General features: G+C 65.1%; 13 protein-coding genes. 11 read left to right on the plus strand and 2 right to left on the minus strand.

All coding sequences use genetic code 11. From position 1 onward, the window contains the following. The first annotated feature begins 614 nt into the window (after positions 1 to 614). The 8 genes from HMPREF1316_RS05895 to HMPREF1316_RS05930 all read left to right on the plus strand — a co-directional run bounded on the left by HMPREF1316_RS05895 (position 615) and on the right by HMPREF1316_RS05930 (position 9,981). On the plus strand, positions 615 to 2,786 hold the full coding sequence (locus HMPREF1316_RS05895) for a hypothetical protein (RefSeq protein ID WP_021726134.1): 2,172 nt from the start codon (positions 615 to 617) through the stop codon (positions 2,784 to 2,786). Continuing rightward, positions 2,786 to 3,445 (plus strand): ABC transporter ATP-binding protein, encoded by a 660-nt coding sequence (locus HMPREF1316_RS05900; protein ID WP_021726189.1) that lies wholly within the window; start codon positions 2,786 to 2,788, stop codon positions 3,443 to 3,445. Before HMPREF1316_RS05895 ends, HMPREF1316_RS05900 begins: the two co-directional genes overlap by 1 nt. A 235-nt stretch (positions 3,446 to 3,680) precedes the next feature. Next, positions 3,681 to 4,868: a hypothetical protein gene (locus HMPREF1316_RS05905; RefSeq protein WP_156901018.1), complete on the plus strand. Its 1,188-nt coding sequence runs from the start codon at positions 3,681 to 3,683 to the stop codon at positions 4,866 to 4,868. Between the two features lie 167 nt (positions 4,869 to 5,035). Continuing rightward, positions 5,036 to 6,220 (plus strand): ABC transporter substrate-binding protein, encoded by a 1,185-nt coding sequence (locus tag HMPREF1316_RS05910; RefSeq protein ID WP_021726168.1) that lies wholly within the window; start codon positions 5,036 to 5,038, stop codon positions 6,218 to 6,220. 175 nt (positions 6,221 to 6,395) lie between these two features. Beyond that, complete coding sequence (locus tag HMPREF1316_RS05915; RefSeq protein ID WP_021726161.1) at positions 6,396 to 7,271, plus strand: branched-chain amino acid ABC transporter permease; 876 nt, start codon at positions 6,396 to 6,398, stop codon at positions 7,269 to 7,271. A 9-nt stretch (positions 7,272 to 7,280) separates the two neighbouring features. After that, positions 7,281 to 8,417: a branched-chain amino acid ABC transporter permease gene (locus tag HMPREF1316_RS05920; protein ID WP_021726087.1), complete on the plus strand. Its 1,137-nt coding sequence runs from the start codon at positions 7,281 to 7,283 to the stop codon at positions 8,415 to 8,417. Beyond that, a complete protein-coding gene (locus tag HMPREF1316_RS05925) occupies positions 8,410 to 9,273 on the plus strand; it encodes an ABC transporter ATP-binding protein (RefSeq protein ID WP_021726018.1) in 864 nt (287 codons plus the stop codon). The genes HMPREF1316_RS05920 and HMPREF1316_RS05925 overlap by 8 nt, the downstream gene beginning before the upstream one ends. Beyond that, a complete protein-coding gene (locus HMPREF1316_RS05930) occupies positions 9,274 to 9,981 on the plus strand; it encodes an ABC transporter ATP-binding protein (RefSeq protein WP_021726145.1) in 708 nt (235 codons plus the stop codon). A gap of 199 nt (positions 9,982 to 10,180) precedes the next feature. Here HMPREF1316_RS05930 and thrB read toward each other — a convergent pair whose 3' ends face one another. After that, on the minus strand, positions 10,181 to 11,086 hold the full coding sequence (gene thrB / locus HMPREF1316_RS05935) for a homoserine kinase (RefSeq protein ID WP_021726091.1): 906 nt from the start codon (positions 11,084 to 11,086) through the stop codon (positions 10,181 to 10,183). Further along, complete coding sequence (gene thrC / locus HMPREF1316_RS05940) at positions 11,083 to 12,567, minus strand: threonine synthase (protein WP_021726144.1); 1,485 nt, start codon at positions 12,565 to 12,567, stop codon at positions 11,083 to 11,085. Before thrC ends, thrB begins: the two co-directional genes overlap by 4 nt. Positions 12,568 to 12,669: 102 nt before the next feature. Between thrC and HMPREF1316_RS05945 the strand changes: the two genes are divergently transcribed. From HMPREF1316_RS05945 to HMPREF1316_RS05955, 3 genes are read left to right on the plus strand one after another with little or no spacing between them, the layout of a single operon-like run. After that, positions 12,670 to 13,809, plus strand: coding sequence for a homoserine dehydrogenase (locus tag HMPREF1316_RS05945; RefSeq protein ID WP_021726222.1), 1,140 nt, complete (start codon positions 12,670 to 12,672; stop codon positions 13,807 to 13,809). Next, the gene (locus HMPREF1316_RS05950; RefSeq protein WP_021726221.1) at positions 13,810 to 15,156 is read left to right on the plus strand and encodes an aspartate kinase; all 1,347 of its coding nucleotides are present in this window, start codon (positions 13,810 to 13,812) and stop codon (positions 15,154 to 15,156) included. Between the two features lie 36 nt (positions 15,157 to 15,192). Further along, positions 15,193 to 16,209: an aspartate-semialdehyde dehydrogenase gene (locus HMPREF1316_RS05955; RefSeq protein ID WP_021726141.1), complete on the plus strand. Its 1,017-nt coding sequence runs from the start codon at positions 15,193 to 15,195 to the stop codon at positions 16,207 to 16,209. The last annotated feature ends 5 nt before the right edge of the window (positions 16,210 to 16,214 follow it).

Consider the following 16,214-nt stretch of genomic DNA (forward strand, 5'->3'; position numbering starts at 1 on the left):
TGCACCTCTCGTGGCCTCCGCCCTTGGGCGGGGGCCACCTGTGATGCTGTGGGTGCTACCTGGCAACTGACTGGGGGATGTTCAGTTATTACTTTTCATTATGGTTATTTATATGTTCTATCGCTTACAGATAAGGTACCGCTTACGGATAATTAAGTTCCATTTATCTACTATCCTCTGATAAGGTCTCTGCTGGCCTTCTCAAATGCATACCTTTTTCCCAGGCACCGCCATTGCTCGAGAACGGAGACAGCCATGAAAGGCAAGAAGTCTGTCATATGAGCTCTGCTCTGCTGCGCCCTGTGTTTCGGCGGACCGACCGCTGCCCTAGCGAGGACCGTGTACTACAAGGGTCGTGCAGTGTTTTGGAACTATAGGCGTAACGCGGGAGTGTATGGATTCTCTGATTGCAACTCCCAGACCTACGAGCACTGCTCCTCCTGCAACGGGTATGTGTCCGGTTGGAAGAAACCGGGAGTCCTGTCGCAGGCGTGGGGCTTTATAGGTGCGAGTACCCTCCAACCATACTGGAACTGCAGGGGATAGGAGCCTCGCGAAGTACCAGGCAACACTCCCTCATGTCACGTAAGGCAACTCCTCAATGGCGGTGCCCCATGAAGAAGATCCGTTCTGCGATCAGCCTCGTCGTCATAGCCTTCCTTGGCATCACATCCCTCATCTGCGCAAAGGGCATCCTGGAGGGTTTGGCCGCACGATCGGCCGAGTCGTGGCTGTCAGACCAACCAAGCATATACACTACACAGCTGACCGACGACCAGAAGGATGCGCTCGTCTCAACGCTCCAAGAGCTCTCCGGCGAGAGGGGCTTCATCGCAGTGAGCCGGGACAAGGAGTCCCTGCAATCGGGTGCCACCCTCTACACCTTCAGCGTGCTGGCCACGCCGGGCACAGGCAACGCCTCCCTCGACCCCCTGACCCTCCTCGACACCACGGTGATAGACGATTCCCTGTTGAGAGCCGTGATCGACGCAGGGCCTGATGGCTATGCGGGCTATGGGAACGATGCCCTCTCGCGGGTGGCGAGCCTTCCCAGCATCAGATCCGGGCTGTACTTTCGCATAGACAGGCTGGACTCGGGGGCAAACCTCGGGAGCACCTGCACGTTTGTCGGCCTGAGCGACAGCGAGTCCCAGGCGTTGGTTGACGACCTGTCGTCGACCATAGGGGTGAGTGCGGAGACCCTCACCACGAGGATGTCGGGTTCGACCACGGAGCTAGGACTCCTCTACTGGTTCTGCGCTGGGGCCTTCATCCTGCTTGCCATCGTGCTCTGCCTGCTCATGGTGACCCACTCGCTGCTGGAGCTCAAGACGCTGGGGGTACACCTCATGCTGGGCTGGAGCAGGGGGGACTTCGCCTGTGAGCTGCTCGGTGCCCAGGCACGGCAGCTCCCCGTCGTCTTACCCATAGGGGCGCTGGGGACGCTCGCCATCCTCGAGGGCTTTGCCCTGCGCCCCGCCGTTGTGGGGTTTGCCCTCGCATCCGTGCTGCCGGCGGTGGTCGCGGTGCTTGTCACCGCCGTCATCTCCATCGTCCCCCTCTTTACCGCACGTCCGGTCGAGGCCATCTGCGGTCGCTACTCGCGCCGTGGGTTCTACGCGCTGGCCATGGCGGTCTACCTTCTGTGCATGGTCGCGATCTTTGGGGGTTGCCTGTACATCGACCAGCCCCTCGCCATGTACGCCAACCTGGCGCGCACGCGCACCACATGGAGCGAATACGAGGACTGGTACGTGGTGAGGGACTTCGAGCTGAACGGGTCTCCCTTAACGGGCAACCCGATGGACTACTCCGAGGACCTGTATGCATGGTACGCCAAGCACGAGCATGACGAGGGCGTCTATCTGGCGAACGTCAGCCGCTATGAGGAGGCGACCATCGACGCATACACGGGGGGGAGCTCCGACTCCAAGCCAGAGCCGTTCTGGTACCTTGCGGCATCCCCCTCCTACCTGAGGAAGGTCGGCATAGGCCTCCCGGGCGACGTCATCGAGAGGGCCGAGCAGGGCGTGCGCGTCTACCTTCTGCCAGAGTCCCTGGACGCCTCCGAGGCCGAGGCAATGCAGAGGCTCCTCGTTGCCTCCAGTGAGCCGGTCGACTCCAACATCGTCACGACCTTCATGAAGAGCCCCACGTACGAGTTTGTCCCCTATGACGGAAGCAAGGAGCTCTTCACGTGGAGCACGGACTCGGGACGGCCGGTCACGGCAGGAAACTTTGTCATAGCGGTCGTGACGGCGGAGAACATGGTGCCCTTCGAGTCGGAGAGCCTCGTCGCCTCGGGCCTGGAGAACGGGTACGTGAAGCTGGACGAGCAGGCTGCATCCATGCTGCTTGGCGATGACGGCGAGGCGTCCCTCGAAGGGTCCCTCAACGCCCGCTTTGTCACCGTGGAGAACTACATCGACGGCATACAGAAGAGCCTCAGGGACCTCTTCGCCCTCTTCTCCATCGTCCTTGTCCTTCTGGTTGCCACCGTCGCCGTCATGGTCGCGTGCATCATCGACGTCGTCAACCGGGTGAGCGCCCGGGAGATCTCCGTGAAGTACGTCCTGGGGTTTGGCACCTGGGAGCTGTACCGCCGGGAGATCCTGTTCGTGACCATATCGACTATGGTGGGTGTTACCATCTGCGCACTACTCCGGTGCAAGGCAGGCCTGCTCGTGGGTGGCGCCCTGCTGCTCGTCTCGAACCTCGTCATCGTCCTCACGTCACGCCAGAGGACCACGGCCGTCGTGCTGGAAACCGTCTCAAAGGAGCAGTGATGCATCCGTACATCCAGGTAGAGTCCCTCTCCAAGTCCTTCGGACAGCACAGGATCCTCTCGGGCCTCGACCTGGCCGTACAAAAGGGGGACACGGTCGCCATCACCGGGCCCTCGGGCTGCGGCAAGACCACCCTGCTCAACATGCTGGGGCTGCTCGACACCCCCGACTCGGGCGAGATCCGCCTCGCGGGCACGAGGTATCCTGGAATCAACACCAGGCAGGCGATGCTCCTGCGTCGCAACGAGATCAACTACCTCTTTCAGTCCTTCGCGCTCATCGACTCGAGGGCGGTGCGCGACAACCTCATGCTCTCCCTGTACTACACCAAGCTGGACAAGGGCAGGAAGCTGTCCCTCATCCAGAAGATGTTGGAGAGGTTCTCCGTCGGCGACAAGCTGGACTCCATGGTGAGCGAGCTCTCTGGCGGGGAGAAGCAGCGTGTGGCGATCGCCCGGGCCATGCTGAAGCCGGGAGGCCTCATCCTGGCCGACGAGCCGACGGGCTCCCTGGACGCGCGGATGGCAACCACCGTCATGGAGGCGCTCGTCTCGGCCACCCGCGACACGGGCAAGACGCTCGTGGTGGTGACCCATGACATGGGCATGGCGGCGAAGTGCGCCCGCATCCTGCGCATGTCGGGAGGGACGCTCGCATAGGCGGTCGTGGGCCTGGCGGCCGGTGCCTGCGCCAAGAAACTGCCACTGGTTCGGAAAATCCCCGTTTTCCGCTTCGCTTCAGGCGTGACATGCCGTATGATGCAGCAAGGAAGGCAAACGGCACACGCAGCTACATCGAACCCAGCCGTGCTTCATGCTGCGAGGACCCAAGGGTCCTTGCCATCTGCGGCACATCGATTCCCTGCATGGGCCAAGGCGAGCGGGGAGTGTGGTCATGATTGGGGCAAACGGCACAGCTGCAATACGAGCGGGTCTCGTGGTGACTCCATGTGCGTTCTCAATAACCGGTGCCTCTGGTGCCACGGACGTCATCGCAGGCCCGCCCTCGCCCAATCTTGCCGAGACCTTTGCCCTCGGTGTCCTCATTGGGGCGACGGCATCCCTCATCGTGGCGCTCATGATGCGCCATGCGCGGGCGCGCAGGGAGCGTGAGCTTGGCAGCACCTCGACGCTGAGCGCCTCTGCCCGCCGGTCCCTGCACATCCGCCATCGCGTGGGGGGGCTGGCGAAGGAGGGCGACGAGGAGCCAACGGGGCTTGAGACCTATGTGCCACGGCACATGGCCACCCAGCTCGAGGACGTCGCCGCGAGCTACGTGCGCGGCCAGTCCATCTCCGAGCGCATGAGGTCACGTGCGCGCGGCGTGCGCGACGTGCTCACAGAGCGCCTAGGCACGGACGAGTTCGAGGGGCTGCCGATCATCGAGCGCGCGGATGGCACGGTGGGCGACGTGGGCACCGCCTGGTGGAACGCAAGGCTGGGCGACTCCGTCGTGTCCGTGGGCCCCACGTCGAGCGCGAGCGTCCCGTCCGTGGACGCCGAGGCCGTCCCGCCGAGCGACGAGCTCTCCGTTCCCTCGTGGGTGAATGGCGCCGGCAGTGGCGCACGGGATGTGCGGGGTACGTCGGCATCCGGTGCCACCGGTCGCGCCCGCGCCCGTGCGGCGCTCGTCGCCCGCCGCATCGCCGAGGTGGACGAGGGGGTGTTCCCCGTCAAGCGCAACGTCGCCGAGCTTGACCACGATGACGTCTGGGACATGGCGCTTGCCGGCATGGACGAGAGCATCGGCAGCTACGTCGTGCCCGTCGCACCCCCGAGATCCACGTCCGCCGCCATCGACGAGTTCGAGGAGGAGGCCACCGAGCCGCTGCCCTTCAAGGCGCCGGCGGGGCATCCTGAGGTCGTGGACACCGAGACGTATATCGACTACCTCATCAGTGACGAGTTCTCGCGCAACCAGTCGGATGCCGCGCGCGCGAGCTCGCGCAACTACCTCCGCCTGATCGAGGGTGGCTCACAGGCGCTCAGGTCCACGGACGCGCTCCCCCGTCGTCAACGTATGCGCAGGGTGGAGTATCGTCCCAGGCACCTCGCCCCGCTGAATGATGCGCGCATGGCGTAGCGTCCTCCCCTGACATGTTGTCGGTGGCATCTTCAGTGTTACGAAAGGAATAAGTATCATCGCCGTCGATGCGATGGGGGCCACCCATGCATAAGGTAGCGAGGTATCCGCTGGTCCTCTGGATGGGCTGGCACCATGTACCCACGCGCGTACCCAGGGAGGGTGAAATGGCTGACGCAATGAGCAGACGCAACTTCGTGAGGCTCGGTGGTGTGGCTGCGGCTGGCATGGGCGCGGTGTCGCTCCTCGCTGGATGCGGCAACTCCCCTAACGCAGGGTCCACCACCATCAAGCTGGGTATGCTCGGTCCGTTCACGGGCGATGTCGCCCAGTATGGCACGGCGTGCCGCAACGGCGTCGAGCTCTACTTCGAGCAGAACCCCAAGATTGGTGACTACACCGTCGACCTCGACGAGCAGGACGAGAAGGGCGACGCCACCGAGGCGGTCAACGTCTACAACAAGATGGCCGAGGACGGCGTTGCGGGCATCATCGGCGACGTTACGTCCACGCCCACCATCGCCGTCGCCCAGGCCTCCGCGAATGACAACCTGCCCTGCGTAACGCCCTCCGCGACCGCGGCGGACGTCATCGCGTACGGCAGCAACACGTTCCGCGCCTGCGTCACCGATCCGTTCCAGGGCAAGGTCATGGCGGACTTCGCCTCCCAGCAGGGATGGGGGACGGTGGGCACCATCTTCAATTCGGGTGACGATTACTCCACGGGTGTCAACCAGGCGTTCTGTGACGAGGCCTCCGCCCGGGGCATCACCGTCGCCACCCAGCAGGGCTATTCTGCGGGTGACGTCGACTTCAACGGCCAGCTCACGACCATCATCTCGGCCAAGGTGGATGCCATCTTCTGCCCTAACTACTACAGTGACGATGGCAAGATCATCACCCAGGCCCGTCAGCAGGGCTACGCCGGCCCCATCTTTGGCGTGGACGGCTGGGACGGCATCGCGTCCGGTAACTACGCCTCCGCAGATGACCTGCAGGGCTGCTACTACTGCTGCTCCTTCGTCGCCACCAACAGCGATGCCAAGGTCCAGCAGTTCGTCTCGGACTACAAGGCAAAGTTCGGCGACGGGCCCACCAACTTCTGTGCCTTGGGGTACGACGCCGCCATGGTGCTCGCCTGTGGCATCGCGTCCGCGCTCGATGCGGGGGCCAAGCCCTCTGACAAGGACTTCCCCGACAAGGTCGTGAGCACCATCGCCTCGAACGAGGTCGAGGGTGTGACGGGCACGATCTCCTACAAGGGCACGGGCGATCCAGACAAGTCCACGCTGATCGTCTCGTTCGCCACCGACGGCTCCACGAACGTGTACTCCACGATTTCGGCCGACTAGCCAACGCATCCCGAGGCCGGTGGGCCCGCATCGCGGTAACTGGCCGTCGCGAGGTGCCCGGGTACGTCCGGGCACCTTTTGGGTGCGTCATGCCGGCAGGCGCGCGCAGGCCGACGCATGCGACCCCTGGTGCCGCCGCCTTGTTCGATTGGCTCTCTAGAGAGGAGCGTTTGCCATGACGGTTCTGACGCAGCTGCTCAATGGGCTGCAGCTGGGTAGCGTCTATGCTCTCGTCGCCTTGGGCTACACGATGGTGTATGGCATCATCCTGCTGCTCAACTTCGCCCATGGCGACATCATCATGGTTGGTGCGTACATCTCGTGGATCGCGCTCGCGCAGCTGGGTCTTCACCCCGTCCTCGCCGCGGTGCTCGCGGTCGCGGGCTGCACCCTGCTCGGCGTGCTCATCGACAAGGTGGCCTATGCGCCCCTGCGCAACGCGCCGCGCCTGTCCATCCTCATCACCGCCATCGGCGTGTCGTACTTCCTCGAGAATGGCTCCCAGCTCATCTTCGGCGCCGACGCCAAGGTCGTGCCGGCCTTCATCGATGCGTCCACCATCACCCTCGGTGGCATGTCGCTCTCGTTCACCGCCATCCTCACCATCGTCGTGACGGCCCTCTCGACCATCGCGGTCACGCTGCTGGTGCAGAAGACCAAGCTCGGCAAGGCCATGCGTGCCGTCTCCGAGGACATGGGCGCCGCGCGTCTCATGGGCATCAATGTCAACAACACCATCTCCTTCACCTTTGCCATGGGCTCGGCGCTCGCAGGCATCGGCTCGGTGCTGTACTCCATGGCCTACACGCAGGCAACGCCCACCATGGGCATCATGCTGGGCACCAAGGCCTTCGTGGCCGCCGTGCTCGGAGGCATCGGCTCGCTTCCCGGCGCCGTCATCGGCGGCCTGCTCGTGGGCATGGCCGAGGTGTTCGTCTCCGCCATCGGCCTGTCCGTGTGGAAGGACGCCGTCGTGTTCCTGCTCCTCATCGTCGTGCTGATCTTCCGGCCCACGGGCATCCTCGGCCGCACGATGAACGAGAAGGTGTAGGGGGTCAGCATGGCAGACACGCGAAACGCAACGGCTCCCGCTGCGGGTGGGACGGCCTCGCCCGCGGGTGTGCGCAGGCTCTCCATGCCCGTGCGCTATGCGATCAACACCGCCCTTGTGGTGGCCCTGCTCGCCATCGGCCAAGCCCTCGTCACGGGTGGCGTCTTCTCGCGCTATCAGACGGGCGTGGTCGAGCAGGTGGGCGTCTACATCATCATGGCGGTCTCGCTCAACATCGCCACGGGCTATCTGGGGCAGCTTCCCCTGGGCCATGCGGGCTTCATGTCCATCGGCGGCTACGCCTGCGCCATCTTCATCATGCGCATGGCTCCCGTCCTTGGCCTCGCGGCGCGCGACTTCACCCTGGGAGGTCCTGCGCCAACGCTCCTCTTTGTGCTGGGGATCCTGTTCGGGGGGCTCATGGCCGCGCTCGCGGGTCTCGTCATCGGTGTGCCGGCGCTGCGCCTCAAGGGCGACTACCTGGCCATCATCACGCTGGGCTTCGCGGAGATCATCCGAGTGGTCATACTCAACATCGATGGCGCCCTGGGGTTCGACCTCACGGGAGGAGCCAAGGGCCTCACGGGCATACCGGCCTACACCACCTTCCTCAACACCTTCGTGGTGGTGGCCATCTCGCTCTTCCTCATCCACACCATGATGAAGTCGCGCCATGGGCGCGCCATCCTTGCGGTGCGCGACAACGAGATCGCCGCCGAGGCCTCGGGCGTCAACATCACCTACTACAAGACGCTGGCCTTCGTCGTCTCCGCGTTCTTCGCGGGTGTGGGCGGGGGCCTCTACGCGGGCGTCGTGGGCGTCATGGCACCGGCGAAGTTCGGCTTCATGAAGTCAATCGAGATCCTGGTCATGGTCGTGCTCGGTGGCATGGGCTCCATGTTGGGCTCCGTCATCTCCGCGACGGTGCTCACCATCCTGCCCGAGGTGCTGCGCGCCTTCGCCGACTACCGCATGATCACCTACGCCGTCGTGCTCGTCGTGGTCATGATCTTCCGTCCGCAGGGCTTGCTGGGTTCGTATGACTTCTCGCTCTCGCGCATCATCGAGAGGGCCATGAACGGTCGGCTTCCCTGGAGGCGTGCGAATGGCGCGACAGGGGATCAGGAGATGAGCGAGCATGCCTAGCGAGAAGGTGGCAGCCAAGAGGAACCGCTCCGTCCTCGTGCAGGTGGAGACGCCCAACCTCATTCCCGAGAGGGATCTGGGCGAGATTCCCGTGCTGCAGGCGGAGCACCTGGGCATCGACTTCGGGGGCCTCACGGCCGTAGACGACTTCAACATCGCCATGGGCCGCACGGAGATCTCGGGCATCATCGGGCCAAACGGTGCCGGCAAGACCACGATCTTCAACCTGCTCACCAACGTGTACAGGCCCACGCGTGGCACCATCCTGCTTGATGGCTACGACACGGCCGGGAAGTCCATAGTGCAGGTCAACAAGATGGGCATCGCCCGCACCTTCCAGAACATCCGTCTCTTCACCCAGATGACGGTGGCCGAGAACGTGCTGGTGGGCCTCACCAACTCCATGTCCACGCACCTGGTGGGCGACGTCCTCAGGCTTCCGAGCCACTGGCGGCAGGAGGCTGAGTTCCGCGCGCAGGCGCTGGGTCTCCTGGACATCTTCGACATGCGCGCACTCGCCGACGAGCGGGCGGGCAACCTTCCGTATGGCGCCCAGCGAAGGCTGGAGATTCTCCGTGCGCTGGCGACCCATCCCAAGGTGCTGCTGCTGGACGAGCCCGCCGCTGGCATGAACCCCAACGAGACCGCGGAGCTCATGGAGAACATCCTCAAGATCCGCGACGAGTTCCAGATCGCCATCCTGCTCATCGAGCACGACATGAGCCTGGTCATGGGCGTCTGCGAGGGGGTGGGCGTGCTGGACTACGGCAGGGTCATCGCCAAGGGCACGCCGGAGGAGATCCAGAACGACCCCAGGGTCATCGAGGCCTATCTGGGCAAGCAGGGGGCGAAGTAGATGGCCATCCTCTCGATCGACAACCTTCACGTGTCATACGGTGCCATCAAGGCCGTCCGTGGCATCTCGTTTGCCATCGACGAGGGCGAGATCGTCACCCTCATCGGCGCCAACGGCGCCGGCAAGTCCACCACGCTGAACACGATCGCGGGACTTCTCAGGCCAACGGAGGGTGGCATCGAGTTCGATGGCCAGAGCCTCGTGGGCATGAGGCCCCACAGGATAGTGCAGAGCGGCCTGGCGCTGTGTCCCGAGGGCAGGCGCGTGTTCACGCAGCTGACCGTTGCCGAGAACCTCGACATGGGCGGATATGTGCGCTCCGATGCGGAGAACGCGGAGACGATCCAGAAGGTCTTCAGGCACTTCCCACGTCTCAGGGAGCGGCAGGGGCAGTCGGCGGGCACCATGTCCGGTGGCGAGCAGCAGATGCTGGCCATGGGACGCGCGCTCATGAGCAAGCCCAAGCTGCTCATGCTCGACGAGCCCTCCATGGGCCTCGCGCCCATCCTTGTGGAGGAGATCTTCAGCATCATCCAGGAGCTCAACCAGCAGGGAACCACGATCCTGCTCGTGGAGCAGAACGCCTCCATGGCGCTCTCCATCGCCAACCGTGGCTACGTGCTGGAGACGGGCACCATCACCAAGACCGGTACGGGCGACGAGCTGTTGCACGATGACGACGTGCGCAAGGCCTACCTCGGCGGCTGATCTCCCAACGGGTGAGTCGTTCGCACCTCTCTGCGTGGGCACAGGGAGTCATGCGCAATTGAGGGTGTCTTCCCAGTTGTGTCGATGCAGGCAAACAACTTGTTACTGTGTCACTTAGGAGAAATCAAGCCTGATAATTCGCGGACGACTCGGGCCGGAAGTGCGAACGACTCGAAGAGGGGAACGCGATGTCCGGTCCCTACGCCTCGCCGACCAAGGCCCCTGTGGGACTCACGGGGAGCACGCGCGTCCAGAGGCCATCGAGGTGCCCCTCCGCCATGCACCGCACGGTGCGCTCGACGCGCGCCGCCACCTCCTCGCCGGCGCAGACGGCGAGCATGGTGGAGCCAGACCCACTGATGAGATAGGCCGCCGCCCCTGCCGCCAGCGCGCAGCGGCGCAGCGGCGCATAGTCCTCGATGAGCGGAGCACGGTACGGCTCGTGCAGCCTGTCCCGAGCGGCACGCGAGAAGAGGTCCAGGTTTCCCACCTCGAGGGCGTGGACGGCTGCGATGGCGCGTCCCGTCTGCCATACGACGGTCTCAAGCGGCACCTCGTGCGGCATCACCTTGCGCGCGTCCGCCGTGCGCACCTCGTAGGGGGGTGCGATGGCGACCATGCGTACGCCGTCCGCGACGTCCAGGCGCAGCGTCTGGGTGCGCTTGCCATCGACGAACGAGCTCACGAGGCCGCCCAGCAGGGCCGGGGCGACGTTGTCGGGATGTCCCTCCAGCTCGCAGGCGATGTCGAGCGCGCGCGCGGCGTCCATCGCACCGCTGTGGAGCACCTGTGCCGCGATGATGCCCGCGACCACGCAGGCGGAGCTCGATCCCAGGCCTCCCGAGAGGGGGATGGGCGACTCGATGGTGACGTGCAGCGCGAGGGGCTCCTCATGGAGGCGGTGGCAGGTGTCCACGTAGCTCGTCCACACGAGGTTGTCCCGCCCCCGGAATCGCTCGGGGCACCCATCGATCGCAGTCTCGCTCGCCGTCTCGAACGTGAAGCGGGCCCACAGATCGAGCGCCAGGCCCAGACAGTCAAAGCCCACGCCCACGTTCGCCGTGGTGGCAGGCACCTCTACCGCAAAGGGGGCCTGCTGCGTCATGAGAAGACCCTCGCGCAGGCACGCTCCACGAACGACGTCATCTCGTCCCGCTCGCAGAGGGAGTCATGCGTGATGGGGGCGTCGCGCAGGCCCGAGAGCTGGGGCGGCGCACAGGTGCCCGTCAGCTCCTGCAGGCGGTCCATGCAGGCGAAGTCGTCCAGGGCGGCGGTGTCCTCGCCCAGGGCCGCCAGCACGTCCGGGGAGAACTTGTAGGGGTTGGCCGTGGAGAGGCACACCCGCTGGTGCCCCCTGTGGGCCTCTCGTCCCATCACGCACGTGGCGACGGCGGTATGCGTGTCGACGAGCACATGGTTCCCCTCCCAGGTCGCCCGTATGGTCGCACGCGTCTCGTCATCCGTCGCACAGCCACAGCGGAACGTCTCCCGCAGCTTGGCGAGCAGGTCGTCGCCGATGCTGTAGGCGCCCGTGTCGGCGAGCTCCCTCATCCATGCGGCCACGCGCTCGCAGTCACCCTCGGTGAGGTAGTAGAGCATGCGCTCCAGGTTGGAGGAGACCAGGATGTCCATGGAGGGCGAGATGGTCTGGATGAAGTCGCGCCGGCGGTCGTACACGCCCGTCTCGAAAAAGTCCGTGAGCACCCTGTTGGAGTTCGAGGCCACGGTGAGCGTGCCCACGGGCAGGCCCATGCGCTTGGCATAGTAGCCGGCGAGCACGTCGCCAAAGTTGCCGGTGGGGACGCAGAAGTCCACCACGTCTCCCACGGCGATGACGCTACGGCGCGCGAGCTGGGCATAGGCGTCCGCATAGTAGACCACCTGGGGCACCAGGCGACCCACGTTGATGGAGTTGGCACTGGAGAGCGTCACGCCGCGCCCTGCCAGGCGCCCGGCGACCTCACGATTGGCAAAGATGCGCTTGACCTCGGTCTGGCAGTCGTCAAAGGTGCCATTGACGCCGCACACGGCGACGTTGGCGCCGGTCTGCGTGGCCATCTGGAGATGCTGGATCTCGGACACCTTGCCCTCGGGATAGAACACCGTGACGCCCGTGCCCTCCACGCCCGCAAAGCCTGCGAGCGCCGCCTTGCCGGTGTCGCCGGAGGTGGCGGTGACGATCATGATGTCCCTGCCGCCCTCCGCGCGCGCCACGGACATCAGACGGGGCAGCATCTGGAGTGCCACGTCCTTGAAGGCGCAGGTGGGGCCATGGTAGAGCTCAAGGAGCCAATCGTCTCCCAGGGGGGAGAGCGGCGTGACGGCAGGCGTGTCGAAGTTGGCGGCGTAGGCGCCCCCCACGCAGGAGGCGAGCTCCTCATCCGCATAGTCGCCCAGCAGCATCCCAAGGATCTGGCGTGCCGTCTGATGATAGGTCTGGCTGGGGAGCGCGGCCACGTCGAGCTTGGTCTCACCCACGGCATCGCTGACGAAGAGGCCCCCATCGGGTGCGATGCCGGTGAGGATAGCTTGCTTGCTTGTTACCAATCGGCTGTTGTCGCGCGTGCTGTGGTAGAAAGGGTTCACGTGTGCGCTCCTTGTTGTCTTGAAGGGCGTGCATGCCCATGATAACCTCGCCGCACAGGCGGGTGGACGGTGCGTCACAGAGTGGAAAGATTGGATCAGCGCATGAAGATTGCCTTGCTCGGCCACGGAACCGTTGGACAGGGCGTGGACCGGATCATCTCGGAGCGGGTCGGTGGCGTTGAGGTGGTCCGCATCCTCGAGCTTCCCGACCGCCTGACGGACCCACGCATGACCTCGAGCTTCGAGGACATTGCGAACGACCCCGAGATTGCGCTCGTCGTGGAGTGCATGGGCGGCCTCGAGCCGGCGCACGGCTTCATCCTGCGTGCCCTTGCGGCAGGCAAGAGCGTGGTGACCTCCAACAAGGCGGTGGTGGCCGCATACTTCCGGGAGTTCGCCGCTGCGGCCGCTGCCGGTGGCGCCGGCCTCTTCATCGAGGCCACCTGTGGGGGCGGCATCCCCTGGATCGCAAGCATCAGGAAGGTGCGCCGCATCGATGACGTGCGCTCGTTCTCGGGCATCATGAACGGCACCACCAACTACATCGTGGATGCCATGTCCAAGAACGGGGCCGACTTCGACGAGACGCTCCTGCGCGCCCAGGAGCTGGGCTATGCCGAACGCGACCCATCCGCCGACATCGACGGCATCGACGTCAAGAACAAGACCATCATCGCCGTGGGCGTCGCCTTCGACGCGGCCTGCACCGCGGAGCTGCCCGTCACGGGCATTCGCAACCTCACCCGCGTCGACCTCGAGCGCTTCCGTGCGCATGGCCGCACCGTCAAGCTGCTGGGCCGCGGCGTGCAGGGGGGTGGCCGCTATGCCGCCGCCGTCGAACCAGTCGCGCTCTCGCGTCATACGCTCGAGGCGAACGTCCCCGCCAACTTCAACCTGATGTCGCTCGACGCCACCACGGTGGGCCCGCTCAAGTTCTACGGCCAGGGTGCGGGCATGCTGCCCACGGGCAACGCCATGGTGCAGGACGTGCTGGACGCCACCGCGGGCGTGCGGCCCACCTATGACCTCAGCCGAGGCCTCGCCTGGGATCCCAGCCTCCTGACGGGGGACTACGTCTTCCGCACCATGGCATCCGTGCCCCATGCGGGCGCCTGGGAGGGTGACGAGGGATCCAAGATCGTGCGCGGCGTCACTGCGGTCGAGGCGCGCTCGCTGTTCGAGAGGGCATGCGAGAGCGACCCCAGCACGTTCATGGCCGCGCTTGCCAAGGAGGGGCTCTAGATGATCAAGGTAGCCAAGTTTGGTGGGTCAAGCGTTGCCGATGCCGGCCAGTTCAAGAAGGTGCGCGATGTGGTCCTGTCCGACCCAGACCGCGCGTTCGTGGTCGTGTCTGCGTCGGGCAAGCGGTTCTCAGGCGACAACAAGGTCACGGACCTGCTGCTGCTTGTGAACGCCCACATCCAGTACCACGTGGATGGCACCGACCTTCTGCGCGACATCGAGCAGCGCTTTGTGGACATCGCCAGCGAGCTGGGGCTCTCCTATCCCGTGCGCGAGAGGTTCGAGGAGCTCATCGCAGGCATCCACAGGCACTCCGCCGAGTACATCGTGAGCCGTGGGGAGTTCTTCACGGCCCAGCTCATGGCCGAGTACCTGGGTCGCCCCTTCGTGGACGCCGCCGACGTCATCGTGTTCCACCACGACGGCAAGGTGGACATGGACCGCACGCAGGCGCGCCTGCGCGAGGCCGTCCAGCGTCTGGGAAGCTTCGTGCTGCCGGGCTTCTACGGTTCCACGGTGGATGGCACCATCAAGCTCTTCGAGCGCGGCGGCGGCGACATCACGGGCGCCATCCTCGCCCGCTGCATCGACGCCAACCTCTACGAGAACTGGACGGACGTTTCGGGCTTCTTGTCCGCCGACCCACGCATCGTGGAGAACCCGCGCACCATCCACCGCATCACCTTTGACGAGATGCGCGAGCTCTCCTACATGGGCGCCTCGGTCCTGCAGGAGGACTCCATCTTCCCCGTGCGCGAGGTGGGCATTCCCATCCAGATCAAGAACACCAACCGGCCCGACAAGCGGGGCACCATCATCCGCGAGACCGCCGAGGAGGGGCGAAGCGAGCACCTCATCACCGGCATCGCCGGCAAGAGGGACTTCATGGCCGTGCACGTGATGCGTGCCCACATGTCCAACAAGGTGGGCTTCGTGCGTCGCGCGCTCTCCATCTTCGAGAAGTACGACGTCTCCGTCGAGCACATCCCCACGGGCGTTGACTCCTTCGGCATCGTCATCAACGGCGATGACGTGCAGGACTCCATCTACTCCATCGTCAACGACCTGCAGCACGAGCTCAAGCCCGATAGCGTCAACGTCGTCGACCAGCTGGCGCTCATCTCGGTCGTCGGCCGCAACATGAGCCGCCGTGCCGGCACCTCTGGGCGCATCTTTGGCGCGCTCGGCGAGGCGGGCATCAACATCCGCATGATCACGCAGAGCTCGCAGGAGATCTCCATCATCCTGGGCGTCAACAACTCGGACTTCGACCGCGCCATCAACGTGATCTATGACCAGTTCGTCAAGAACGAGGTGCTGCTCAAGCCCGAGGAGCTCAACAGGTAGCGACGGCGCGCCCGCGCGCCAGGACAAGGAGGCCACATGTCAGACAGGGTAGTCGCCATACTGGGTGCCACGGGCGTCGTGGGCACCCAGATGCGGGAGTGCCTCGAGGAGCGTGACTTCCCCGTGGGGGAGCTCGTGCCGCTGGCGAGCGCACGCTCCGCAGGCAGGAGGCTGCCCTTCAGGGGCGGTGAGGTCGAGGTGCGCGAGGCCACACCCGAGGCGTTCGAGGGCGTTGACATCGTGCTGGGCGCCGTCGGTGACGCCCAGGCCAGGGAGCTGCTCCCCGAGGCCGTCAGGCGTGGGGCGGTATGCGTGGACAACTCGCATGCCTTCCGCCTGCGCGACGACGTGCCCCTGGTCGTGCCCGAGATCAACGCCGCGGACATTGCCGACCACCCCGCCGGCATCATTGCCAACCCCAACTGTGCCACCATCATCGGTCTCGTGCCTGTGTGGCCCCTGCACCAGGCGGCGCACGTCACTCGTCTCATCGTGTCCACGTATCAGGCGGCGTCGGGCTCCGGCAAGTCGGGCCTCGACGAGCTCGAGCGCGAGACCAGGCTCGTGGCCGCGGGCGAGCCCGTGACCGGTGGCTTTGGTCCCTTCCCGGCACAGCTCGAGCACAACCTCTTCCCGCAGATCGGCTCCTTCAAGGACGAGGCCTACACCTCCGAGGAGTGGAAGCTGCAGAACGAGGGGCGCAAGATCATGCACCTGCCCGAGCTGCGCGTCAACTGCACCTGCGTGCGCGTGCCCGTCTCGCGCAGCCACTCGGAGTCCATCACCGTGGAGTTCGAGCGGCCGCTCTCTCCCGACGAGGCGCGCGAGATCCTCGTCGGGACACCGGGCGTGAAGGTCGTGGATGACCCCGCCAGCCTGAGCTATCCCATGCCAATCGACACGTCCGACCAGGACCTCGTGTACGTGGGCCGCATCCGTCGCGACCTCTCCGCACCGGACGGGGCGAGCGCGCTCGCGCTCTTCTGTGCGGGTGACCAGATTCGCAAGGGCGCGGCTACCAATGCCGTGCAGATCGCCGAGTACCTGCTGTAGTGACC

It is taken from the genome of Olsenella profusa F0195 (assembly GCF_000468755.1).
Classification (GTDB): domain Bacteria; phylum Actinomycetota; class Coriobacteriia; order Coriobacteriales; family Atopobiaceae; genus Olsenella_F; species Olsenella_F profusa.